The sequence below is a fragment of the Rhodoferax sp. GW822-FHT02D07 genome (assembly GCF_058802405.1).
On record NZ_JBXAOD010000003.1, the window covers coordinates 168,683 to 192,523 of the forward strand.

Below are 23,841 nucleotides of genomic sequence, written 5' to 3' on the forward strand. Positions count from 1 at the left end.
CCTTATTTGCTGAGCTGCGGCACAGTGACCGCGAAGTCTTTGGCGCCAAGCTGGACCAGTACTGCGCCTTGCAGCTGGTCGGCCCGCACGCGGTGTTCGCCAGGCGTGAGGTAATCGGCAAAGACCATCACGCCGGCCACCCGCAGGCCGCCAAAGTCGGCGGCCGGTATGCGCAAGGTCTGCCCCGGCGCCACTTCATAACTCTTATAGCTGATCGCCTGGGGATAGGTCTTTTCCATCTCACCGCGCGTGGCGAACCATTTCGCTGCGGGCAGTGTGGAGGCCATGGTGAGCGAGGCCTCGTCCTTGAACAGGACGATGTCCAGTGCCACAGGGCTGTTGAGGTTGGCGTCGTTGGCGGCCATGATGGTCACGCCCTCCCAGCCCAGCTTGTTGCCCTTGGGCGAGACGAAGTCGGCAACCCCCTTGGGGATGATGAAGTCCAACACGCTGCAAGCAGTGAGCTGGAGCAGGGCAATGGCAAGAATGGCGTGCTTGAGGAAGTGCATCATTTTGTGTTCGCTGGATTATCCACCAGCATTCCCCCCGTAGAAGGCGCCAAAACCCGCGCCGAACCTGGGTTTGCGGCCCTTTGCCCAACGCTGATCCCGGCCACCACCATGAGCCCGGCCAAAGCCAGGGACGTGAGCAGCGCGGCCGAGGCCGTGGCACGCGTGAAAGAGAATTGCAGCGGCGCCGGTGGCAACGCCTCTTCGGCCGACTTGAGTTCGGCCGTGCGCTCCGAGGGCAGGCCCTTGCAGACCAGCACAATGAGCACGCAGCAGACCAGCATGGAGAGTAGGTTGCGCGGCGCCTCGCAGATGATGTCGATGGCCAGGAACAGGGCCAGCGCGGCCTCGATGGGCAGGTTGAGCATGGACAGCACCACGCCGCCCGAACCGACCACGGCCAGGCTGCTCGCACCAGCCGAGGCAAAGGCTGCCACGGTGGCACCCAGACCGATGAGCAGCAACTCGCTGCCGCCCAGCGGGTGAGCGTAGACGTTGGCGACAAACACGGCCAACAGCCCGAAATAGACGGCCGAGCCAGCACGCACAAAGATGGCGGCGGCCGGCACCACCAGTTCGACAATGCCACGGCTGTAGCCCAGCTTGGCACTCATGGCGCGTATGGTGTCGGGGATGCCAGCGGTGGAGCTGGCCGAGGTCAGACTGATGATGGCCGGTGTCTTCAGGCAGGACAGCACCATGGACAGGGGTGCGACGCCATTGCGCCAGACCACCACGATGCACAGCGCCGCCAGCCCGGCGCACAGGGTCGCAAAGCCGGCCACGAATGAACCCATGGCGCGCAGCACCTGGCCGTCGGCACCGGCGGCGAAGTGGGCAGCCAGGCCGAACACCAGCAGCGGAATGAGCAGGTTGACGCGCGAGATGATGGTCTCGAAGGTGCGGTAGATGGCCTCGAAGATGCCCATGAGCACATTGCTCTGCGACTTGCCCATGGATGCAAAGGCCAAGCCAAACAGGATGGCACAGATCAGAATGCCCAGCGACTGGCCTTGGGCGAGCGCACGAAAGAAGTTGTCGGGCAGCAGCAGGCCCCAGGGGCGCGAGGCGCCCGCGTCCTGCGCATCGGTGCCGAACAACAGCATCTCGGCATTGCCGGCGGCCGAACTCAGCACCACAGAGCCCAGGTAGGCGCGGCTGCCCGCGTCTATGCTGCTGCCGGGATTGGTCAGAAAGCCGAACAGCGTGCCCGCGATCGCCGCCGCAAACACCAAGCCCAGGGCCAGCACCAGCATCATCAGACAGCGGCGCAGCGGTTGCGGCAGCGCAAGGGTCTGGCGCAGGCCGAAGAAGGTGGCCACCACCATCAGCGGGATGGAAACCATATTGATGAGCGCCAGGTAGACCTGGCCCAGCACATAGGCCGGCTCGGCCACGCCGGGCAGCATGCTGCCTGCGATTGCGCCGGCCAGCAGGCACAGCAGCAAGAGCAGGGGGTTGGAGGCGAGCTGTCTCAGGAATCCCATCCCGGTCTGTTCCAGCCCCGCTCCAGGGCATATGCGACGCTGGCACGCGCCAATTCAAGAGAGCTGTCGACCAGGGCCAAGCCGGCCGTGTCGGCGTAGCGGCTGGCGATCGGCAGCTCGGTGCAGCCCATGATGAGGGTGGTGGCGCCGGCCGCAGCGGCCTGGGCGCAGGCACGCTGCAGGGCCGCGCCGCCAGCCTCGAAGTGGCCAGCCTTGACCTCGCGGATGCAGGTGTCCACGTCGTGCTGGCCGCCCTCGGAGTCGGGCAGCCAGGTGGCCACGCCTTGCTCGACCAGCGCGCGCTGGTAGAAGCCAGACTGCAGCGCACCACGCGTGGCGAAGATGGCGACATGGGTCTGCGGCGTGCGCGGCACGGCGGCCACACTGGCCTGGGCAATGTGCAGGATGGGCACGGCGCTGCGCGCCTGCATCTGGGCGTACCAGTGGTGCGATGAGTTGCAGGGGATGGCGATCACGCCCACACCGACGCCGTTGAAGAAATCGATGCCCTCCAGCAATTGGGGCAGTGGGTCGCGGCCCCGGCCCAGGATGGCACTGGAGCGGTCATGCGTGTGGGGCAAGCTGGCGACGATGACAGGCAGATGCTCCTGGTCACGCGTGGCCGGGGTCAGGCGCACGAGCTTCTCCATGAAGTCCACCGTGGCCGATGGACCCATGCCGCCAAACACCCCTATGCGTGACATCCCGGCGCCTCCTTTAGATCTTCAGCGGTTTGGCGCACACCAGGGAGACGGCCGCGCTGTTGCCAATCACCAGCACCAGGGTTCTGAGCATGTCGCACAGCGGGTCCACGGCGAGGAAGAGGATGAAGGCCGCCTCGAAGGGCAGACCCAGGTAGCTGCAGGTCAGCCCCACCAGAGAGACGGTGAGCAGGCCGGTCATGCCGGCCGATGCAAAGCCGGCCAGGATGGAGGCAGCCATAACAATGGCGAGCTCGCTGGGGCCAAGCACGCGGCCATAGAGCTGGGCGATAAAGATGGTGGCGGCCACATAGTAGATGACAGGCCCCACGCGAAGCAGCGAGACGCTGAGCGGCACCAGCAGCTCCACGCGCGAGCGCGCAAAGCCCAGACGGTCAACCAGGCCCTCGATCATGATGGGCATGCAGGTGGCGCTGCTCCGCGTAGCCAGGGCCAGCGCAAACGGGCCACGCAGTGCGCCCAGGGTCTGGCCCAAGCTGGCATTGGAGCGCTTCCAGATGATGAGCGTGGCCAGCGCCAGCGCCAGCACCGAGGCCACGGTGAACGTCAAGACGAACTGCGCCATCGCCTGCAGCGGCCCCAGCCCGGTCTTGGCCATTTGCGAGGCGCTCATGCACAGCAGGATGATGGGCAGCGGGTAGTTGAGCCAGCGCATCAGGGTCTGGCAAGCGTGGTAGATGGTCTCCAGCGAGAAGGTCAGGCCGTCGGCGATGCGCGAGGGCACCTGGCCCACGGCAAAGCCGAACATCAGCGCGAACACCAGCGCCTTGAGCGTCTCGCCGCCGGCCAGGGCGGCAAAGATGTTGGAGGGCACGATGCTGACCAGCACATCAGCAAAGTTGACCGACTTGGCAGGCGTGTCCACGCCCTGCAGGCTCATCACGGTGTCGCTGGAGTTGAGGTCATTGCCGACGATCTTGCCGAAGGTCTGGCGCGTCTGGGTGGAAAGATCTTCGCCGGGGCGCATCACCAGCAGGGTGGCCGCGCCCAGCGCCGCCACCACGATGGAGAAGACCACGAACACTACGCCCACACGCGCCAGCAGGCCGCCGGCGCCGCCCTCGCGGAACAGGCGCTGCAGGCTGAAGATGACGGCCGACACCATGAAGGGCAGCGCAATCATCTTGAGCATGTCGACATAGACATCGCCGACCACGCCGAGCTTGCGCGAGACGTCGGGCTGGTACAGGCCCAGCGCGAAGCCGGCCGCCAGCATGGAGATCACCACCCAGGGGTTGAGGACGAATGCGTAGAGTTTCTTCTGATCAATCATGGAACACCTTCAATCCGCCGTTATTGCGATACCGCCTTGAGAACCTTGTCGATGGTGAGTTTTTCCGTGCCCTCAGCCAGGAACTGGTTCACAAAGGCGAGCAGGGTCGGGTCTTGGATGCCCACGGCAATGCCCAGACTGTCTTCCAGGTCACGGAAGGTCACGGTGCGCAGCGTCAGCGACACCGTGGGGTCGATCTTGAGCAGGCGCTTGATCTCGAACTCATCGCGGTAGGCGGCCATGACTTGGCCCTTCTCCAGCGCCTTGAGCACCTCGCCCCAGCTGGGGTATTCGCGGATTTCGGCCTCGGGAAAATTCTTGGTCGCGTAGTCGGCAAACGAGGACTTGGCAATCACGCCGATGGTGCCCTTGAAGCCGCGGATGACGGTGGGCAGCGGCCGGTCACGCGCGAGTTCGGCGAACTTGACGCGATTCAGGATAAAGGCGTGGTTCAGGCGCAGATAGGGGTCGGTGAAGCTGATGGTTTGGGCGCGCGCCAGTGTGCGCGAAAGCTTGCTGATGCCCAGGTCGGCTTCCTGGCGCGCCACCACAGCCACCACCTCGTTGAAGGTCTGGGCGCTGCGGTCAAAGCGCACCGTGACCTTGAGTTCCTTGGCAATCGCCTTGGCCAGATCGACCTCCAGGCCAACCAGCTCGTTGTTCTTCACATAGAAGAAAGGCGGTGAATCCACGCCCAGCATGGCGACGATGAGCTCGCCACGGTTGACGATGCGCGCGATATCGGGTGCCAGCAGGCGGCCGTCGGCCACCTTGACCAGGGCCGAGGGAGGCGCGGGCGGTGCGGCAGGCACTTCCACCACCGATGCGGGTGCGGGCTTGGTCGGGGCGGGGGGAGCGGCCTGCGCACCCAGGGCCAGCGCAGCGCTGGCCAGGGCCACGCAGTGCAGGAGGTGACGTAACGCGGAGCGAGGCGTATGCGACATGGGGTCTTTTCCGTTCTTCAGAGTCATAGTCAGGGTTTGGCGGCCGGCACCAGGGGCGCGGCCAGCTCGGCGGCAGTGGGCACCTTGGGTACGGCCGGGACCGCCTTCGATAGATCAGGCACCGCCTTGGAGAGGTCGGGGGTGGCCACCTGGATGGTCTGGCCGGCCATCTTCTGGCCGATTTCCACACCCACCAGAAATAGCAGCACGCACAGCAGCAGGACGCAGACCACCGTGAGGGTCACCATCCGGGAGGTCATGGAGAAGGTGTATTGCATGTCGTCTCTCGTCTTAGGGCACCATCACGGTCGTCTGCCCCGGGGCGACGATCTGGATCACGCCGCCCCAGTTGCACATGAGCTTGGAGGAGTTCTGCAGCGCGGGCATGCCGCCTGTCATCACCGTAGGCGCGCCGGGCGCCCAGGGCGCCGCGGTGACCGGGATGCAGGGCATGGGGGTGAGCACGCCCAGCGCCGCCGCCGTGGCCGCCGCCACCATGGGATTGGCCGGACAGTTGCACATGCCAAAGGGCAGGATGTTGACCATCGGCTTGTTGTCCATGATGTTGGCCGCTGGCGTGCCGGTCAGGACGCGGTTGGCCGGCAGGACCACCATCGCGCTTGGGGCCGCGCCGAAGCTGCACTGGAGATTGGCGCCCATGGCTACTTGTATGCCCATGTTCAGCCTTTCACCATCTGTTCGAGCCGCTGCATTATGCCGGGCTTGCTATTGGAATCCTGCACCTCATTGCCGTTTTGATCGAAGCGGCGCAGGGGGGAAGCCTGCTTGCCGGCGCGGTAGTCCTGAGTCTCCAGAATCTTGCCGTCGGGCCAGTAGCGTGTGAGCGCGCCGTCGAGCAGGTTGTCCTTATAGAGCGCCTTCTGCACCGGTTTGCCTTCGCGGCTGTAGTCCACCGCCTCGCCGTTTTGCTGACCAGCGCGATAGGCCACCTTGCGCACCAGGCGGCCCTCGGTGTAATACTGGGCCTCGCCTTCAAGCTGGCCCGCCATATAAAGCTGCTTGAGTGAGATGTCGCCGGCCTCGGTGTACATGGTGCAGGGGCCGTGCAGCACACCATCGCGGTAAGTCTGCTCCATCAGCAGGCGGCCATTGGCAAAGATGCGCGTGAGGCCATGCTGCCGGCCCGCCACGTAGCTGGCCTCCTGCAGCGTGCGACCAGCCTCGTCGCGGCTGACCATGACGCCGTCAAGCTGGCCCGCCACATAGCGCGCCTGCGTGCGCGTGCCACCGTCCGGGCCGAAGCTCAGGAACTCGCCCTCGAGCACACCGTCGACCATGCTGGCGCGCTGGGTCACGCGGCCCTCTGCGTCGAACTGCTCGGTGATGACGGGCGTGCTGCTCATATCAGTTGATCTTTACCATGCCGCCCTTGAGCGTGAGCATGCCGCCGCCGTCCACGGTCTGGCTGGCCGAGGCCTTGTTGTTGACCATGGCGCCTTCGTTGTCCAGCGTGGTACCGGCCTTGTTCTTCAGGCCGGTACCGGCCTCATTGGTCAGCGCAGTGCCCGCCTTGTTGGTCAGGGTGGTGCCGGCTTCGTTGGTGAGCGCGCTGCCGGCCTTGGTGGTGACGCTGCTGGCGGACTTGATGGTGATGGTGCCGGTCACGTCGATGAGCAGGTCGCCCGTCACCTTGAGTTCGAACTTGCCGCTGACCACCTGCTTGAAGTCGGCCTTATTGGTGTGGGTCTCATTGCCGGTCACGGTGAGCTCGCGCGTGCCCTTGACGCTGTGCGTCTCCTTGCCGGTCTGCACGTCAATCGTGCGGTCGCCCTTCTCCAGCGTGTGCGTTTCATTGCCCTTGTGCAGCAGGGTGGCGAGGTCGTTCTCGATCTCCACCTTCATGTCCTTCTGGGCATGGAAGTAGAACTCCTCGGCGTCCTTCTTGTCCTCCATGCGCATCTCGTTGCCGGCCGCGCCCTCCTTGGAGGAGCGCGAGCGGATGGTGCTCTGGGTCTGCATGGAGGGCAGCGTGACAGGGGGCTTGTTCTCGGCGTTGTAGACGCTGCCGGTCACCAAGGGGCGGTCCGGGTCGCCGTCGACAAAGCTGATCACCACCTCCTGGCCGATGCGCGGCAGGAACAGGCTACCCCAGCCCTTGCCGGCCCAGGACTGGGCCACGCGCACCCAACAGGAGCTTTTGTCGTCCTTCACGCCAACGCGGTCCCAGTGGAACTGCACCTTGATGCGGCCGTGCTCGTCGGTCCAGATTTCCTCGCCCGAAGGGCCAACAACAAAAGCTGTCTGGCTGCCATGCACGCGCGGCAGCGGCGCCAGCCGCGGTGCGCGGAAGGGCACGGTGGCGTCAAAGGCCTCGAAAGCATTGCAGTACTGGGCCGCGCTGGCCCAGTGCGTGACCGAGCGCAGCACCAGCGCCGTGTTGAGCGCGGCGCGCGGGTGCTCGCTGAGGGTGAACTTGGCGCCGGCAGTCAGCGGGTAGCAGTAGCTGGTGCCGCGCGCCGTGGCCACGCCGCTCTGGCTGAGCTGGGAGCGCATGGTGGCGCGCTGGGTGCCGTCGGCCGCAACGGCATGCTTGCCGGGGTAGACAAACTGCTTGCCCTTGCCGGCCGCGCCTTCGACGGTGGCGGCCAGGCTGGTGGTGGGCGTGAGGTAGTTGTAGTCGCCGTACTCGAATTTCTGCGAGACCAACTTCTTCTCAAACTCCAGCTGGTTGACGACGTCCATGCGCCGGCGGCCATCCTGGTCGGGGAAGAACTTGAGCGCCTTGGCGTCGGTGCCGTCCTTGTGCGCGCTACTGGCGTCGGCCAGCACCATGGTGTGTTTACCGTCGGCAAATGTGAAGAAGTAGAAGATGCCCTCTTCTTCCATCAGGCGCGATATGAAGTCAAACGCCGTCTCGTCGTACTGCACGCAGTACTCGCGCACGCCATAGGTGCCGGTGAGCTGGGCGTCGAAGACGACGGCGAAGTCGCCCAGCACGGCCTTGATGATGTCGGCGGCGCTCTTGTCCTGGTAGATCTTGCGGTCGCGGCTCAGCGTGAGCAGCCACAGCGTGGGCACCATCTCGGCGGTGTAGACCGAGAAGGCGTTGTCGCCGCCCGCATGCAAAAAGCGGGAAGCGATGCCGCTGAAGTAGCGCACCGGCCCCTTGGGCACCTGCAGCTTGACAGTCATGACGGCGCCGACGATGGTGGCCGGGTCCAGCGTGGCCCTCTCGGCGCGCATGGTCAGCGAGAAACGGAAGGGCTGCGACAGGGCCTCGACGCCATGGAAGCTGTCCAGCACCAGCGCATCGACGCCAAACGGCGTGCTCACGCTGAGGTTGGCATTCTTCTGGGTAAAGCCTTCACGCATGGTGTGTCAGCCCTCCACCGTCTGTCTGCGAGAAATCGAAAGCAAACTGGCCGCTGCCGTCCAGGCGCACGCGCACCACATTGAACTCGCTGGCCGTGGCAATGCACTCCAACACCTGGCGCGAGAGCTCGGGCAGCAGGGTGTGGGCCAGGATGTGGTCCACATTGCGTGCGCCGCTGTCGACCTCGGTGCAGCGCGCAACAATCGCGTCCTCCACCTCGCTGCCCCAGTGCAGGCGTGCCTTGTGGTTCTCGGCAAAGCGGCGCGCGATCTTCTCAAGCTTGAGCAGCACGATGGCGCGGATCTGCACATCGCCCAGCGGGTAGTAAGGTACCAGCGTGAGCCGGCCCAGGAAGGCCGGCGAGAACTGGCGCAGCAGCTCGGGGCGCAGCGCCTCGACCAGGGCCTCGGCACTGGGGCGACCGAAGCGCGCGCAGGCCTGGGTGATGACGTCCTGCGCGGCGTTCGATGTCAGCAGGATGAGGGTGTTCTTGAAGTCGATCTGCACGCCCTCGCCGTCTTCCATGGTGCCCTTGTCAAAGACCTGGAAGAACAGCTCCAGCACATCGGGGTGCGCCTTCTCCATTTCGTCGAGCAGCACCACGCTGTAGGGGCGACGCCGCACCGCCTCGGTCAACACGCCGCCCTTGCCGTAGCCGACATAGCCGGGCGGTGCACCCTTGAGGTTGGAGACCGAGTGCGCCTCCTGGAACTCGGACATATTGACGATGACCATATTGCGGTCGCCGCCATAGAGCAGGTCGGCCAGCGCATAGGCGGTCTCGGTCTTGCCGACGCCGCTGGGGCCGACCAGCATGAAAACGCCCACCGGTTTGCCGGGGTCGTCGAGGTCGGCGCGCGAGGTGCGCACGCGCCGCGCTATGGCGTCCAGCGCCGGGTCCTGGCCGACAACGCGCTCGGCCAGCCGTTCCTTGAGGTTGAGCACGGTGTGCAGCTCGTCGGCCAGCACCTTGCCGATGGGGATGCCGGTCCAGGCCGAGACCACGGCGGCGACAGCGGCCGAGTCCACGCAGACCGGGATCAGCGGCTCGTCGCTGCGGATCGCCTCCAGGCCTTTTTCCAGGCGCACCAGATTGGCCGATGTCCATGGCGTGTCTTCGCCGCCTGCATCGGCGTCGGCCTGCTCGGCCAGGCGGCGGCGCAGCGCAATGATCTCGCCAACGGCGCGCTTTTCTTCGGCAAACTTTTCCTTGAGGCGCTCGCAGTCCTGCTGGCGTGCAGCGATATCGGCGACCAGGCTGGCGATGGCCGCGCCATGGTCACGCCCGGCCGCGGCCTCGCGCCGGTAGATGCGCAGCTGGGTCTGGGCGTTGGCGATCTCGCGCTCCAGGTTCTCCAGCTCGGGTGGCACGCCGTTCTGGCCCACGGCCACGCGCGCGCAGGCGGTGTCGAGTACGCTGATGGCCTTGTCTGGCAGTTGGCGGCCGGTGATGTAGCGATGCGAGAGCTTGACGGCATCACGCACCGCCTCGTCCACAATCTCGACTTGGTGGTGCTGCTCCAGCGTGGCCACCATGCCACGCAGCATATCGATGGCGACGTCCTGGCTGGGCTCGTCAACCTTGACGACCTGGAAGCGGCGCGCCAGCGCGGGGTCGCGCTCCACGTACTTCTTGTACTCGGCCCAGGTGGTGGCCGCGATGGTACGCAGCTCGCCGCGCGCCAACGCGGGCTTGAGCAGGTTGGCCGCATCCCCCTGCCCTTCAGCGCCACCGGCACCTATCAGCTGGTGCGCCTCGTCGATGAAGAGGATGATGGGCTGGGCCGAGGATTTGACCTCGTGGATGACGGACTTGAGCCGGTTCTCGAACTCGCCCTTGATGCCGGCACCGGCCTGCAGCAGCGCCAGATCCAACGAACGCACCGAGACGTTTTGCAGCGCGGCCGGCACCAAGCCCGCGACCACGCGCTGGGCAAAGCCTTCGACCACGGCGGTCTTGCCGACACCAGCCTCGCCGGTAAGGATGGGGTTGTTCTGGCGCCGGCGCAGCAGCACGTCGATAAGCTGGCGGATCTCGGCGTCGCGCCCGCGTATCGGGTCGATCTGGCCCTGGCGTGCCGCCTCGGTCAGGTCTTGCGTGTACTGGTCGAGTGCGGGCGTGCTGCTGTTGGCCGTGCGTGGCGCCGTGGGCATGCTGGGCGTGCCCGGGCTTGGCGCTGCACTGACCGTGCCGGGGCGGCCTTCAGCCGAGTTGCGCAGACCGTCCACCAGGCCCTTGCGCAGCGATTCACGCGGGATCTCCAGCAGGCCGGGCGCCGATTCGAGCAGCACGCCGCGCAGCGCGTCGACCTCCAGCGCCGCCAAGAGCACCGTGCCGGAGCGGATGCGCTGCTCGCCCAGCAGCATGGAGCTCAGCAGCCACGCCTCCTGCAGCAGGGGCGCGAGGTGCGGTGAGAGCGCGGGGGTGCGCGCATTGCCGCGCTTGAAGTGATCCATGGCCTGCTGCAGTTGCTGGGCAATCGCATCGGGCTGGATGCCGAACTGCGGCAGCAGCAACGCCCAGTCGGGCACCGGGCTGTCGAGCAGGGTGAAGAAGAAGTGCTCGACCTCGACGTTGTAGTGGGTCTGCTGCACGCAGAGCTCGGCGGCGCGCTCCAGCGCGCGCTTGCACTCGGGGTTGAGCTTGCCGAGGAGGGTTCGGGTGTCGATTTCCACGCAACCTCTCCTGGCTTATTGCGGCGCGCTGGCCAGCTCGGCCAGCCGGAAGCGCACGGGCGGCAGCGTGGCCGCCACCTGGGGTTGGGACACCAGCCACGAGGTCAGGCCCAGGCGCAGGCCGGGCTCTGCGCCCAGGCGCGCGGGCGGCAGGTCGGCCGGCTGCACCTGCAGCACCACTTCCACGTCCAGGTCCTGCGGCAGGTAGCGGCGCACCATCCAGCCCAGGAGCGCGTGGTCGCACCCGCCGGCGATGAGTTCCTGCAGGCGCTGCAGGCGCAGTGCGTGCAACACGATGCGGATGCCCGCGCTCTGGTCCCAGACGCGCTGGCCCAGGATGGCCGAGCGGCCCAGGCGCGGCGCACGGCGTCCGCCCAGGCGCAGCACATCACCGGGCTCGAGCATGCGCCAGCCGCCGCAGAACTGCTGCGCCGTGGCGCGCACATAGAGGCGGTGCGAGAGCATGGCGAGCAGGCCGGTGATGGAGCGCGGCGCGCCGCCCAGCAGGCCCGCATGTTCCAGCCAGCCTACATCACCGGCCGGGGAGCGCACGCCGGCTTTTAGGCCCAGCGCGCTCAGCGCGTCCAGGCTGGAGGCCAGTGGCGAGGTCTGCGGGGCCTGGCCGTTGAGGCCCATGTTGTGCTTCTTCCGGCCGCGGTAGAGGAAGGCGAGGAAGCGGTGGTTGAAGATGTCGAGGAAGTCGGCGGTGGCATGGTCGCGCGCGGCCGTGCGTTCCAGCACTATCTCGGTAAAGGGCAGCGGCAGCGGGCCATGCGCACCGGCCAGGGACAGCACGGCCGAGTGCAGCTGGTACTTCTCGCGCCCGGCCATCAGCACGCTGACCTTGCTTACATCGCTGGCCGGAAAGCCCAGCGAGACGACGGCACGCAGGCGTACCGGCAGCGCCATGGCGTCAGCCATCTGGGCGCCGTCGGCGCAGGCCTGCCTCTCCAGCAAGCTGATCGCCTGGAAAATGTTGTAGCCCTGCGGGCGCGCCAGCAGTCCCTCTACTAGAGAACCAGCTGGCGGCCGCTCATTGGTTCCCATTGCTTCCATATTTCATCGCCGCGGTAGACGCGCAGCTGCACAAATGAATTGACCGAGGTGTACAAGGCAAAGAAACGTGCCAGCGCCGCCGACATGAGCAGGCGCGAGCCGCCCACAAAGGCTTCTTCGTCGAACTCCAGCGCAATCTCGGTGCCCCGGCAGTAGCCGCGCCAGGCCTCTGTGCCGATGTGGCCGGTGACGCTGCGCGCCTTGAGGCTGCGGATGCCGCGTATCTGTTCGTGGTCGCGCGTGCTGTCCGAGGCGAACAGGCTGAGCATTTCGCGCAGCTGATCCTTGCCGGTGGAGCCTTCGACGAGCGACTGGTGGCTCAGCGTGAGCAGGGAGACCAAGCGCCACAGGGTTTCACTACCCAGCGGCGGGTTGCGCTGCGAGGTCGGCTCATAAAGACAGCGCACGCCGGCCGTGCCGGAGATGCCTTCGGCCACCATGCGCGCATTGCGCGGCACCTGTTCGGCCAGGCGGCGGTTGGTGCACAGCACGTTGGCATAGACGACCGGCTGGGACGGGGTGGCGAAGGCCTGGCTCTGGTCGACAAAGGAGAGGAAGACGTCGGTGCCCGAGATGTCGCGGCGCAGGCTTTGCTCGCGCCGGGCCGACCAGAAGCAGCCCTGGGCGTCGGCGCGCACATGGCTGAGCGCGGCAAAGCTGGGCACGACGACGGGGCGCTGGGCGTTCGGGTCAGAGGCGGTGACCGAGAGGATGGAGTGGACTTCGGTATGGGCCTCGCGCTGGCGGTCGCCGACCAGGCGGTACTCATAGTGTTTCTGGTCGATCAGCAGGGGCTCGCTGGTGCGCGGGAACAGGTTGATGATGGGCGTGCAGCCCAGCGCAAACTGCTCGGCCGAGAGGCCAGCGACGCCGCGCGCGGGTTGCTCCAGCACCAGGCGCAGCTCGAAGCGCCGGCCCCGGCCTAGGCGGCCGCGCAGCTGGCAGAGGTCGAAGAAGTGGAACTTGCGCGGAAACGCGAAGTACTCCTGCATCAGCCCGTAGGCGGGCTGGGCATTGGGCGGCAGCGGCAGCACGTTCTCGTCTTCGGCGTAGCCGGCCTCGCACCAGGCGTGCGGCGGCAGGACCTGGGTCTGGCCGTCTTCCGTGGTGATGCTGGCCGAGACCACGTCGGAGACCAGGAACTCGTAGAGCGGCATGGTCGCCATCCAGTCGCCCTGCAGGTGCAGGCGCAGGCGGTCGATCTCGAGTTCGGCAAAGTCGGATTCGGGGCCGCACTCAAAGCGCAGGCGCAGCGCGGTGCCGCCGCCTTCGAGCGTGGCCGAGGTGATTTCCACGGGCCAGAGCACGGTCTGCCAGGCGGTGCGGAAGCGGCACTGTTCGCCGCTGGAGGCGCTGGTGTAGAGGGCCGTGTGCTGGGGCACCTGGAAGCCCGAGGTGACCTTGCCCTGGCTGGGGTCGAGCCGGAACTGGGCCACCGACATGGAGGGCACGGGCTGGACCAGGGAGGGGCAGAGGTTGTCGAGCAGGGCGGCCGCAACCTGTGGGAACTCGCGGTCCAGGTCCTGGTGCACGCGGGCGGCCAGGAAGGCCACGGATTCGATCAGGCGTTCGGTGTGCGGGTCCAGCGATTCGGCGCCATGCAGGGCCAAGCTGGAGGCGACTTTGGGGTAGCGGGCCGCGAAGTCGGAGCCCTGCTCGCGCAAATAGCTCAGTTCACGCTTGTAGTACTGGAGCAGATCACTATGGATGACTTCGGCCACTGTTAGTTCGCCTTTGCCAGCCCACCGTGGCGCGGATCGAGTTGAAGCTCAAAGCTGAGTGGTCGCAATTTCATGTCTATCGTGACGGCGCCGTGGATGGCCACCTGGGCGGCCGCCGGGACCGGTGAAAGGGCCGCCTTGACGGCAACGTTGCGCAGGCGGGGTTCAAACAGCGCGATCGCCTTGGCAATCGCGGCCTGCAGCAGATCCAGATCACTCTGAGAGCGCGGGGACAACGCCGCCACATCGGGCATGCCGTAGTCCAGCGTGGTGACATCGCTATCCAGAAACTCCCGCAGCGTAAGCCGAGAGCGTGTGTTCAGTAAGCGCGCCAACTCCCGACCGATGGAAGTCTGCAGCTGCGCGGGCGACATGACTTGGACCAACGCCGCCTCGCCTCCGCCCTGCAGGCGATCGAACAAGGGGATGCTGGCACCGCGGATGAGTTCTGCCATGGAAGGGTTCCCTCATGCGGTCCGTAGGTGCCAGCCGCCACGCAGCGCTGGCGATTAAGCGCCGCCGGACGACTTGTTCTCGCGGGTCTTCATGTCCCACGAGAAGTTAGCCGTACCTTCCGCAGTACCTTCCGGCTTTTGCTTGGTGTAGGTCGCGTTGATGGCTGTGAAGTTGATCGCGAAGCTTTCGCTGGGCAGGTCGCCCATGCCCGAGCCCGAGGTCTGGATGCTGGAGATCATGGCATCGCTCAGGATGTAGTTCACCAGCTCCAACTGCGAGTCACCATCGGTACGCGTCACGGTCAGGGTGACTTCGCCCAGATTCTTGTTACCGGCGCACGCTTCGGCCAACAGCAGGGAGGACACGTCCATAGTCTTGGAGCAGACCATTTCGGAGATGTGCACACCACCACTGGTGCGTTCGCTGTTGCCAGCGTTGGAGGTCAAGGAGTTGGCCACACCCAGGTTGAAGGAATCAAGCATGATCCAGTCTTCATAGCCCAGTTCCGTGCAGTTGCCGCTAATGGTGTCAATACTCAGGTACAGCATAAGTCGTCCAAATCAGATTAGGTTAATCGGAGGGTCCGGCGATCAGACCGCAGGCGCCGGCAGGTCGGCGACCAGACGGATAGAAGCGGTCAGCTCTTCCATCTGGAAGTGCGGACGCAGGAACACCACGGCTCGGTAGGCACCCGGCTTGCCGGGAACTTCGGAGACGTCGATACGCGCCTGGTTGAGCGGGAAGCGTGCCTTCATGGCCTGGGGAGCGCCTTCGTTGATGAGCACGTAGGCGGCAATCCAGTTGTTGAGGTAGGTCTCGACTTCAGCGCGGGTCTGGAAGCTGCCCACCTTGTCACGCATGATGACCTTGAGGTAATGCGCGAAACGCGAGGCGGCCAACACATAGGGCAGACGCGCGGACAGCTGCGAGTTGGAGTTGGCAGCGTCCTTGTCGTAGATCTTGGGCTTGTTGACGGTCTGTCCGCCGAAGAAGGCTGCGAAGTTGGAGCCCTTGGAGTTGACGATGGCGATGAAACCCAGGTCGTTCAATTCCTTCTCGCGGCGGTCGGTGATCAGCACTTCGGTGGGGCACTTGAGCACCACGTCGCCTTCGTCGGTCTTGAAGGAGTGGGCAGTCATGCCCTCAACCTTGCCGCCGCCTTCCACGCCACGGATGGCGGTGGACCAGCCGTACTGGGCATAGGCATTGGTGATGCGCAGGCCGAGCTGGTAGGCCGAGTTGGCCCAGAGGTACTTGGAGTGGTCCTTGCCATCCACGTCTTCTTCAAAATTGAAGTTGTCAACCGGGATGGTCTTGGCGCCGTAAGGCAGACGCGCAGCGTAGCTGGGCAGCACCAGGGAGACGTAGCGCGAATCTTCGGAATCTCGGAAACCGCGCCAGGTGGCGAGTTCGGCGCTTTCAAAGATCTTGGAGAGGTCACGCGGAACACCGAGTTCGGTGAAGGACTTCATGTCGAACAGCGCGGGGGCGGCGGCGGCGATGAAGGGGGCGTGGGCCGCAGCGGCGACCTTGGAGATGCGCTCGAGCAGGGCCATGTCCTGGGGATGGCGGCCGAACTGGTAGTCGCCGATCAGCAGGGAGTAGGGGTGGCCGCCGAAGGTGCCATATTCCTCTTCGTAAACCTTCTTGAACAGCACGCTCATGTCGTGGTCGACGGCGGACTCCAGGTCCTTGAGCAGTTCCTTCTTGGTCACGTTGAGCAGGCGCAGCTTCAGGCGCGAGCTGGTTTCGGTGCCGAACACCATGTCGTGCAGACCGCGCCAAGAGGCTTCGAGCTTCTGGAAGCTGGCGTCGTGCATGATGGCATTGAGCTGGTCGGAGAGCAGGCTGTCGATTTCAGCGATGCGCTCGTTGATCATTGCGACCACGCCCTTGTCGGGACTGGCCTTCATGCCTTCGTCGAGGATTTGCGACGCGAACTGGCCGATCAGTTTCTTGGCGTAGGGGCTTTGCGAGGGCTCCACGGCCATATTGCCTTCGACCACGATGCGGTCCAGCAAACCGAGCTCGCTGGTGGTGGTGGCGCCTGCGCCGCCGGATTCTTGTGTAGTTGCCATGTCAATCACCGTTCAATATGTTGCGGCGCGCGCTGCCTTGCTGGCTGGGGTGCGCACCAAAAGCTGTTGGGATTAGGAGGCATCCGATGCGGGAGCATCGGCATTGGCCTGCGACTGGATCGTTTTGAGCTCTTCGGTGCTTTGAACGATGTTTTCGAGGAGGCTGTCGAGCTCGTCGTTACCGTCGAGCTTGGCCAGCAGGTCACGCAGTTGCTGGCGTGCTTCGAGCAGCTTGGCCAGACGGGGCACCTGGCGCACGATGGACTCGGGGTGAAAGTCGTCGAACTCCTTGAAATTGAGCTCGACCTTGATGTTGCCTTCGCCCTTCATGGCGTCGGCCACGGAGAGGTCCAGGCGGGGAGATATCTTGCCCATGATTTCGTTGAAATTGTCGCGGTCGATTTCAACGAAGCGGCGGTCTTTCAGCTTGGGCAGCGCAATGGCGGGTTGGCCCGAGAGATCGGCCAGCAGACCCACCACCATGGGCAGCTCTTTTTTCTCGACGGCGTCGCCGATCTCCACGTCATAGGTGATTTGAACCCGTGGTGGACGGTTGCGACCCACCCAATTTTGCAAACTGTCAGACATAGATTCCCCTCAAAAAAGGTTGAAAACGAAGTTGCAAGAGGCCGCAGTCATCACTACGCATGAAGTAAACCGAAAACCATGCACCCGAGGTTGGGCTTTGTACACCACAATCCGCTGCTATGCAATACATAGTAACGATTTGAATGCCATGAATACTTGACATGCTGGCGTAACATGCTCAGTGCATGGGCCAAATTCGGCCAGAGAGGATCCAGCAGAAGGGCTTGCCATGGACACCGTTACCCAGCTCCGGACCGATCTGACGAGCCTTCGCATGTTGGTTGCCATTGACTCTGCCATGCTGCTGTCCGTGCTGCGGCGCATGAGCCCGGAGCAACTGGCTCAGGCCTCAACCGAATTCCTTGAAGTCTGCGAGGGTTTGAGTATCAAGACCCTGTTCTCCGAAATGGATGACCACGCGATCCAGGCGGCCCAGAAACGGCGCGACTGGTGGATAGGCCTGGTCACAGAGTTGCTGACGGACGAAGTACTGAACCCGCCGGGTAAACCCGACATTCCGCCGCCTGCTACCTGACTCAGGTCAGGACGGCGCGCTTGGTGACATCCAGCATGCGGGACGCCACGGTGGCGCCCAGGGCCAGCGCCAAGGACAGCGCAACCTCGGTGTGCTCCCGGCGCAATTGCTCAAAACGCGCCGGCGTCAGGCTCCAGACGCGGCAGGCGCTCAGGGCCTGCACCGTGGCGTTGCGCTCCATCTCCGAGAAGAATGCGCCCTCGCCCACCACGGCACCCGGGCGCAGCGTGGCCACCACATAGCCCTTGGCTTCGACGCCGTAGTGCACGCGCAAAGTACCGTACTCCAGAAAATACACCGTGCGGTCCAGTGCACCTTTGGCGGTCAAAATGTGGCCACGGGCATAGATTTCCACGTCCAGATAGTCCACCAGCACCTGCCAGGCAGCGTCCGGCATGAAGCGCGCCATCGAGTCGTCCATCGGGTTGCTGCGGATCGCGTCCAGCAAGGGAGTCAGATCCGGCGTGCTCTTGCGAAACAGGGTATGCAGGGTGACAGTCATATATTGGGTGTGGGACTCCATTTTGCGCAAACGCCCATCCCAAGTGGCTTGCACGGAGTCTGCGGCCATTGTGCCCTGCACAGCTGCCAGCGCGCAACACGCCAAAGCGCCCGTTGACCAAGCCTATGCCACGCCATTAGGATGGCGCACTCTGCGTCAGAGTTACAAATCGCAACTGGCCCACGGTTGCAGCGGTGTTGGCCGCGATTCTTTGAGGAACATCTATGTCACGCTCCGGCCCACCCATGGTATTGGCCCCCAAAGATTGGGTTGAGGCCACCAGCCTGACCTTCTCCAGCCGGGACAAGACCCTCAAGCGCGTTGACGAAGCCTATGCGCTCTGGTTCGAGGCTGGCTACCGGCGCCACGAACACACCTATTTGCCGCGCCGTGTCGACCAGATGACCGAGCCGCAGCGCGTCATGCTCAAGATGACGGCCAAGGCCCTGCGCGAAAACCTTGAGTACTACCTGGCCCAGCACGGCAGCGTCTGGAAGCAGGCCAAGCGCAACCGGGAAAGCAATGGCTTGATGGAGTTCATTTACAAAAAGGTGTGCGAACCCATCCCGGATCTGCTGCGCAAAGAACAGGACCGGCAGAACGCCGACTCCCGCTTTGGCGTGCTCTACCTGTTTGGCAACATCGACATCCAGGTGGACATGGTCAAAGCCGGCCTGGATTTCGTGTCCGGATCGGCCGGCGCCATCTCCACCCTCGTGAGTACCGACTTCAACAACTGGGAGGGCAATGACGACGGCTTTGGCTCCAAGTTCATCGCCGGCGACCTGGGCAGCGATACCGAGAACTCGCATGTCGGGCGCATCAAGACGGCCACGCGTTGGGTCTTTGTCGGCGGCAAGAATTCCAAGGGTGAGCTCGACGGAGAGATGGGCGTGCCCGACGTCGTGGACTTGGTCAGCGACCCGATCAAGAGCACGCTGGAAAACACGCGCGAGCGCATGGGCGAGAAGACCACCTTTGCCCGCACCAGCAAGGCCATGAATGCCTACGCCGGCCCGGGCGCCAAGAACAAGTTCATCAAAGGTGCCAAAGTGGCGGGTTCGGCCATCATCGACACCTTCAAGAAACTCTACGACCTGCTGGAGTCGCTGGTCATCGGTCTGGTGAAATGGGTCTACGAGAAATTCAAGCAGGCGCTGGACGACCCCCTGGAGACTCTGTACGGCCAGATCAAGTTCTGGCTCAAGGCCGTCATCAAGAATGTGGCCCAGGCCGCCGCGCCCTTTGTCGGCGCGGGCTTTGACATCGCCGACGGCCTGATCGAGTCCTTCAAGGCGATCAAAACCAAGGTCGGCGCCTGGATGCTGCGCAAGAAAATCAACATCATGGAAGGCCACCCCAGCCGCCTGTGCGAACGCATCGAGGGAGCCATGGAAAACGCCATCCTGGCGGGCCTGTGGTCGGTCATCAAAGGCGCCGTGCAGATGGCGCTGGCCGCCACCATTCCTGGCATCCAGAGCCTGGTGTCGGCCCTGACCAGCGGTGTGGAGGCCATCATCAAACTGGTACTCAAAATCATGGAGCGCGGCCGCATCAAGCGCTTCCTGCAGAAGGCGCGCAAGCTCTACGAAGAGGAGCGCCTGCTGCGCATCGAGAAGTTTGACGACAAGGCCAACCACATGGTCACGACCATGCACACCTCAGGTGGCCTGATCCACGACATCAAGCGCTTCAATGCCTTCTACAAGGAAGGCTGCGATGCCAGCCCCATCATCGCCATGCTGACCATCAACACCGGTCTGTGCGGCAGCCAGTGGCAGATGCAGGACTTGCTCTCGATCCCCGGCCCCAAGAACCAGCAGCAGAAGCTCGCGCAGGAGCAGTTCGACACGGGGACCAAATACTTCGACAAGCTCAAGAAGTACGGCTATGGCTACCTGAAAGATTGCGGCTTTGACTTCGTCGCCAATGGCCGCGACAAGGGCGTGATTCAGGCCCTTCTTAGTGATGCCAAGACCGAGCCCGGCAAGAACCGCCGCCTGCTGACCTCCATCACCTTGGGCCCGCCGCCGCTCAAGCGGGCGCGTGCCATGGCCATGTACTCGGCGCCGACTAGCAAACCACCGCTGAAGCGCGCGTAAGCCGGTCCCGCACGCCGTCCCACTCCGGGGCGTCGGGCGGGGTTTCCACCCAGATCAGCTTCACGCCCAGAGCGTCCATCCCGCGCAGGCTGGCAAACAGCTCGTGGGCGGCAGCTGCGGCCTGCTGCGGCATGCGCCGCACCGCTACCAGCGGGCTGCGCACATGCAGCGGGCTGCGGTGGTACAGCGCGATGCTTGGGCCTTGCGCCGGCGCTGTGGTGCCGCTGAGCAGGTCCAGGGCGGCCTGCAGGGCCTTGGCGTCCATCAGGCGCACCGTAGCGCTGGGCGCGTAGTGCGACTCCAGGGTTCCAGAGGCCCGCGGCCCAGGCTGGTCCTGCGCAAGCAGCTCTTCTTTTGATAGCAAGGCACGACCGCAGGCGGCCTCCACCTGGGCTGGTGTGATGGCGCCCGGGCGCAGCAACACGGGTGCGCCGCGGGTGCAGTCGATGATGGTGGACTCGATGCCCACTTCGCAGGGACCGCCATCCAGGATCAGCAGGTCGTCACCAAACTCGCTGTGCACATGGGCTGCCGTGGTGGGGCTGACGCGGCCGAACTTGTTCGCGCTGGGGGCGGCTATGCCCCAGACCTCGGGCTGGCCGGCAGCGGGTTTGCGCAGGGCCTCCAGCACGGCCAATGCCACCGGATGCGAAGGACAACGCAGTCCGATGCTGTCCTGCCCGCCTGCAGCGGCGGCGCCCACACCTTCGCGGCGGGGCAAGATGATCGTGAGCGGGCCGGGCCAGAAGGCATCCATCAGTTGCTGGGCAAAGGCCGGAACCTGGCGGCAGTAGTGCGCCACGCCGCCCGCGCCACCATCAAATGCGGCCACATGGACGATAAGCGGGTGGTCCGCCGGGCGGCCCTTGGCACTGAAGATCTGGCCCACGGCCTCGGGGTTGGAGGCATCCGCACCCAGGCCATAGACCGTCTCCGTTGGCAAGCCAACCAGCCGTCCAGCCCGCACAGCATCTGTGCAAGCAGCTATGGAATCAGGAGCAAGCTCCACACCGTCGGCAAACTGGTAGGCGGACAGGATCATGGCTGCGCGGCCTCAGAACGCGGCGATGCCCAGAATGCGCGCGGCCTCCAGGGCCGTGGCGCGCACGCCGTCCACCGTGGCACCGGTGATGTTGAGGTGGCCCATCTTGCGGCCCGGCTTGGCGTCCAGCTTGCCGTAGAGGTGCAGATGGGTTCCGGGCAGGGCCAGCACGGCGGCCCAGTCAGGCACCCCGCCCTCGGGCCAGATGTCGCCCAGCAGGTTGAGCATGATGGCCGGGCTGTGCTGGCGCGGCTGCACCAGGGGCAGGCCCGCCAGCGTACGCACCTGCAGGTGGAACTGCGAGACATCGCAGGCGTCCATGCTGTAGTGGCCGCTGTTGTGCGGGCGCGGTGCCATCTCGTTCACCACCAGACCACCCAGGCCGGCCGCGGCGGGGTGGGATTCGTCCAGCACAAAGAATTCCACGCAGAGCACGCCGACGTACTGCACGCCTTCTGCTATCGATTTCGCAGCTGCTATCGCACGTTCGGCAAGGGCTGGAGGCAGATTTCCTTCATAAACCTCGGTGACGGCCAGAATACCGTCGCGGTGCAGATTGCGCTGTACCGGCAGGTTCACGCAGCGGCCGTCGGCGCCGCGCGCCACGATGACGGAGCACTCCAGCTGTAGCGGCAGCATCTTCTCCAGCACGCAGGGCACGCCCTTCAGGTCAGCCCAGGCCGCGGCCAGCTCAGCGGGCGTCTTCACGCGCACCTGGCCCTTGCCGTCGTAGCCCATGCGGGCGGTCTTCAAAATCCCGGGAAGCAGGTTGGCATCCACCGCAGCCAGCTGCTCAGCCGTCTCGATCACGGCATAGGGCGCGCAAGGCACGCCGCACTTCACAAAGTGCGCCTTCTCCGCCGCGCGGTCCTGGGCAATGGCCACGGCGGCACCGCTGGGCGCGACCGGACGACTCTGCGCCAGCTGGTTCAGCGCCTGGGCGGGCACGTTCTCGAATTCAGTGGTGATGGCGACCGACACCTCGGCCAAGCGGACCAGCCCCACCGCATCGGTATAGGCCGTCTGCACGTGATGGTGGCTGATGCGCCCGGCCGGGCTGTTGGCGTCCGGGTCCAGCACTGCGGTGAAAAAACCCATTTGCTGCGCGGCGTGGGCAAACATGCGGCCCAGCTGACCGCCGCCCATGACGCCCAGCGTCATTTCTTTGGATCCGCCCAGCTTCAATCCTTGCTCCACACCGCTCATTGCGCGCTGCCGGTAATCGGCAAGGTCATGCTCTGGGCTTTCTGCGTCTGGTCGCGGCGGAAGGCTTCCAGCTCCATGCGCATGTCAAAGTTTTCCACCGCCAGCATGGCCACGGCAAACAGGGCCGCATTGGCCGCACCGGCCGGGCCGATGGCGAACGTGGCCACCGGAATGCCCTTGGGCATCTGCACGATGCTGTGCAGCGAGTCCACGCCCGACAGGGCTTTGCTCTGCACCGGCACGCCCAGCACCGGCACCGTGGTCTTGGCCGCCAGCATGCCCGGCAGGTGGGCCGCACCGCCGGCGCCGGCGATGATGGCCTTCAGGCCGCGCTCGGCCGCCAGTTCGGCGTAGACAAACATGTCGTCGGGCATGCGGTGGGCGGAAACCACCTTGGCCTCAAAGCCGATGCCAAACTGCTGGAGAATATCGACTGCGTGCTGCATGGTGTCCCAGTCGGAACTGGAGCCCATGACCACGCCAATTTGAATGGTTTTCATAGTGCTGAACGCGCCTTGCAAAGCGCCAGGTGGGCTGGCGGCGCAGGGTTTGCGCACATGGCCAGAATTGAATTTTACTTTTTCACCCCGAGCTACCCCAAATGATCAACATCACCATCGAAAACTTTGAGGCCGAAGTCGTTGCCGCCTCCTTCCAGGTCCCGGTGCTGGTCGACTTTTGGGCGCCCTGGTGCGGTCCCTGCAAGGTCATCGGCCCGCTGCTCGAAAAGGTGGAAGAGGAGTACGCCGGCCGCTTCAAGCTGGTGAAGATCGATTCTGACCAGGAGCAGCAACTGGCCCAGGCCTTCGGCATCCGCAGCATTCCCACCTGCGTGCTGATGATCAACGGCAAGCCGGCCGATGGCTTCATGGGCGCCATCCCCGAGAGCAAGATCAAGGAATTCCTGGACAAGCATGTGCCCTCCGAGGCGGTGCTGGAAGCCGAATCCGACGCCGAAGACGCCCAGGCCTTGGCCGCCGCTGGCGACCCCCAGGCCGCGCTGAACAAGCTGCTGGAAGCCCTGAGCCTGGACCCCAACAACGACGACGCGCGCTACGACTACGTCAAGCTGCTGATCGAGAACGACCTGCTCGAAGACGCCGAAGCCGCCCTCGCCCCCAAGCTGACCGAGATTCCGCGCCAGCTGCGCTTCGAGGCACTGGGCCAGTTCCTGGACGGCATCAAGTTCGTGCTGACCGACGACAAAGGCACCTGGGAGCTGGCGCAGTTTGAAGCTGCCATTGCCGCCAACAAGCGCGACTTCGACACCCGCCTGGCCAAGGCCCGTGTGCAGATGGTGGCCGGTGACTGGACCGGCGCCATGGACGAGCTGCTCGAAATCATCATGCGCGACAAGGCCTGGGGCGACGCCGTGCCCCGCAAGACCTTTGTGGCCATCCTGGAGCTGCTGACCCCGCCCAAACCCAAGGCAAACCCCGCCGACGCGGGCAAGGCGGCTGGCGGTATCGAGATGCTGGGCAAGGTGGTGGCCGAGCAGGACCCGCAAGCCCAGCTGGTGGCCGCCTACCGCCGCAAGCTCAGCATGGCGCTGAACTGACCAGGTCCGCGCGGGTGTTGCCCCCGTTGCGGGCCGCCCCATTTTGAAGTAC

At 64.9% G+C, this 23,841-nt stretch carries 23 protein-coding genes; 3 read left to right on the forward strand and 20 right to left on the reverse strand.

The genetic code is table 11. The features are described 5' to 3' along the window. Positions 1-2: 2 nt before the first annotated feature. The 16 genes from AC1RNN_RS08940 to tssB all read right to left on the reverse strand — a co-directional run bounded on the left by AC1RNN_RS08940 (position 3) and on the right by tssB (position 16,844). Positions 3-509, reverse strand: a complete 507-nt coding sequence (locus tag AC1RNN_RS08940) for a hypothetical protein (protein ID WP_493088265.1) — start codon at positions 507-509, stop codon at positions 3-5. Next, on the reverse strand, positions 509-1,996 hold the full coding sequence (locus AC1RNN_RS08945) for a dicarboxylate/amino acid:cation symporter (RefSeq protein WP_493088267.1): 1,488 nt from the start codon (positions 1,994-1,996) through the stop codon (positions 509-511). The genes AC1RNN_RS08940 and AC1RNN_RS08945 overlap by 1 nt, the downstream gene beginning before the upstream one ends. After that, positions 1,984-2,700, reverse strand: coding sequence for a cysteate racemase (cuyB, locus tag AC1RNN_RS08950; protein ID WP_493088269.1), 717 nt, complete (start codon positions 2,698-2,700; stop codon positions 1,984-1,986). Before cuyB ends, AC1RNN_RS08945 begins: the two co-directional genes overlap by 13 nt. Before the next feature lie 13 nt (positions 2,701-2,713). After that, the gene (locus tag AC1RNN_RS08955) at positions 2,714-3,991 is read right to left on the reverse strand and encodes a dicarboxylate/amino acid:cation symporter (protein ID WP_493088271.1); all 1,278 of its coding nucleotides are present in this window, start codon (positions 3,989-3,991) and stop codon (positions 2,714-2,716) included. Between the two features lie 20 nt (positions 3,992-4,011). After that, positions 4,012-4,935: an ABC transporter substrate-binding protein gene (locus tag AC1RNN_RS08960; protein ID WP_493088273.1), complete on the reverse strand. Its 924-nt coding sequence runs from the start codon at positions 4,933-4,935 to the stop codon at positions 4,012-4,014. A 29-nt stretch (positions 4,936-4,964) separates the two neighbouring features. Next, entirely contained in the window at positions 4,965-5,213 is a 249-nt protein-coding gene (locus AC1RNN_RS08965) for a hypothetical protein (RefSeq protein WP_493088275.1), read from the reverse strand. A 13-nt stretch (positions 5,214-5,226) separates the two neighbouring features. Further along, a complete protein-coding gene (locus AC1RNN_RS08970; protein WP_493088277.1) occupies positions 5,227-5,613 on the reverse strand; it encodes a DUF4280 domain-containing protein in 387 nt (128 codons plus the stop codon). Positions 5,614-5,615: 2 nt separating this feature from the next. Then, positions 5,616-6,299, reverse strand: a complete 684-nt coding sequence (locus AC1RNN_RS08975) for a toxin-antitoxin system YwqK family antitoxin (protein ID WP_493088279.1) — start codon at positions 6,297-6,299, stop codon at positions 5,616-5,618. Between the two features lies 1 nt (position 6,300). Further along, positions 6,301-8,268, reverse strand: a complete 1,968-nt coding sequence (locus AC1RNN_RS08980; RefSeq protein WP_493088281.1) for a type VI secretion system Vgr family protein — start codon at positions 8,266-8,268, stop codon at positions 6,301-6,303. Next, on the reverse strand, positions 8,261-10,945 hold the full coding sequence (gene tssH, locus AC1RNN_RS08985) for a type VI secretion system ATPase TssH (RefSeq protein WP_493088283.1): 2,685 nt from the start codon (positions 10,943-10,945) through the stop codon (positions 8,261-8,263). Before tssH ends, AC1RNN_RS08980 begins: the two co-directional genes overlap by 8 nt. Positions 10,946-10,960: 15 nt before the next feature. Next, positions 10,961-12,001, reverse strand: a complete 1,041-nt coding sequence (tssG, locus tag AC1RNN_RS08990; protein ID WP_493088285.1) for a type VI secretion system baseplate subunit TssG — start codon at positions 11,999-12,001, stop codon at positions 10,961-10,963. After that, positions 11,956-13,722 carry a type VI secretion system baseplate subunit TssF gene (gene tssF, locus AC1RNN_RS08995; RefSeq protein WP_493088287.1) on the reverse strand — a complete coding sequence of 589 codons (1,767 nt, stop codon included), beginning with the start codon at positions 13,720-13,722 and terminating at the stop codon, positions 11,956-11,958. The genes tssG and tssF overlap by 46 nt, the downstream gene beginning before the upstream one ends. 2 nt (positions 13,723-13,724) lie before the next feature. Then, positions 13,725-14,177 (reverse strand): type VI secretion system baseplate subunit TssE, encoded by a 453-nt coding sequence (gene tssE / locus AC1RNN_RS09000; protein ID WP_493088289.1) that lies wholly within the window; start codon positions 14,175-14,177, stop codon positions 13,725-13,727. Positions 14,178-14,231: 54 nt separating this feature from the next. After that, the gene (locus AC1RNN_RS09005) at positions 14,232-14,726 is read right to left on the reverse strand and encodes an Hcp family type VI secretion system effector (RefSeq protein WP_493088290.1); all 495 of its coding nucleotides are present in this window, start codon (positions 14,724-14,726) and stop codon (positions 14,232-14,234) included. 42 nt (positions 14,727-14,768) lie between these two features. Further along, the gene (gene tssC, locus AC1RNN_RS09010) at positions 14,769-16,256 is read right to left on the reverse strand and encodes a type VI secretion system contractile sheath large subunit (protein ID WP_493088292.1); all 1,488 of its coding nucleotides are present in this window, start codon (positions 16,254-16,256) and stop codon (positions 14,769-14,771) included. A 72-nt stretch (positions 16,257-16,328) separates the two neighbouring features. Next, positions 16,329-16,844, reverse strand: a complete 516-nt coding sequence (tssB, locus tag AC1RNN_RS09015) for a type VI secretion system contractile sheath small subunit (protein ID WP_493088294.1) — start codon at positions 16,842-16,844, stop codon at positions 16,329-16,331. Positions 16,845-17,118: 274 nt separating this feature from the next. Between tssB and AC1RNN_RS09020 the strand changes: the two genes are divergently transcribed. Continuing rightward, positions 17,119-17,379, forward strand: a complete 261-nt coding sequence (locus AC1RNN_RS09020) for a hypothetical protein (RefSeq protein ID WP_493088296.1) — start codon at positions 17,119-17,121, stop codon at positions 17,377-17,379. 1 nt (position 17,380) lies between these two features. On the opposite strand, the gene AC1RNN_RS09025 is transcribed toward AC1RNN_RS09020, so the two are convergent. Then, positions 17,381-17,881 carry a cyclic nucleotide-binding domain-containing protein gene (locus tag AC1RNN_RS09025; protein ID WP_493088298.1) on the reverse strand — a complete coding sequence of 167 codons (501 nt, stop codon included), beginning with the start codon at positions 17,879-17,881 and terminating at the stop codon, positions 17,381-17,383. Positions 17,882-18,105: 224 nt separating this feature from the next. Here AC1RNN_RS09025 and AC1RNN_RS09030 point away from each other — a divergent pair, with 224 nt between their 5' ends. After that, positions 18,106-19,983: a phage tail family protein gene (locus AC1RNN_RS09030; RefSeq protein WP_493088301.1), complete on the forward strand. Its 1,878-nt coding sequence runs from the start codon at positions 18,106-18,108 to the stop codon at positions 19,981-19,983. On the opposite strand, the gene AC1RNN_RS09035 is transcribed toward AC1RNN_RS09030, so the two are convergent. Genes AC1RNN_RS09035 through purE form a run of 3 tightly spaced genes read right to left on the reverse strand, consistent with a single transcriptional unit; the run spans position 19,955 to position 22,731 of the window. Continuing rightward, positions 19,955-21,025, reverse strand: coding sequence for an L-threonylcarbamoyladenylate synthase (locus AC1RNN_RS09035; protein WP_493088303.1), 1,071 nt, complete (start codon positions 21,023-21,025; stop codon positions 19,955-19,957). The genes AC1RNN_RS09030 and AC1RNN_RS09035 overlap by 29 nt on opposite strands. 12 nt (positions 21,026-21,037) lie before the next feature. Continuing rightward, complete coding sequence (locus tag AC1RNN_RS09040; RefSeq protein WP_493088876.1) at positions 21,038-22,186, reverse strand: 5-(carboxyamino)imidazole ribonucleotide synthase; 1,149 nt, start codon at positions 22,184-22,186, stop codon at positions 21,038-21,040. A 41-nt stretch (positions 22,187-22,227) separates the two neighbouring features. Further along, positions 22,228-22,731, reverse strand: coding sequence for a 5-(carboxyamino)imidazole ribonucleotide mutase (gene purE / locus AC1RNN_RS09045; RefSeq protein ID WP_493088305.1), 504 nt, complete (start codon positions 22,729-22,731; stop codon positions 22,228-22,230). 101 nt (positions 22,732-22,832) lie between these two features. Between purE and trxA the strand changes: the two genes are divergently transcribed. Next, positions 22,833-23,789: a thioredoxin gene (gene trxA / locus AC1RNN_RS09050; RefSeq protein ID WP_493088307.1), complete on the forward strand. Its 957-nt coding sequence runs from the start codon at positions 22,833-22,835 to the stop codon at positions 23,787-23,789. Positions 23,790-23,841: the final 52 nt, after the last annotated feature.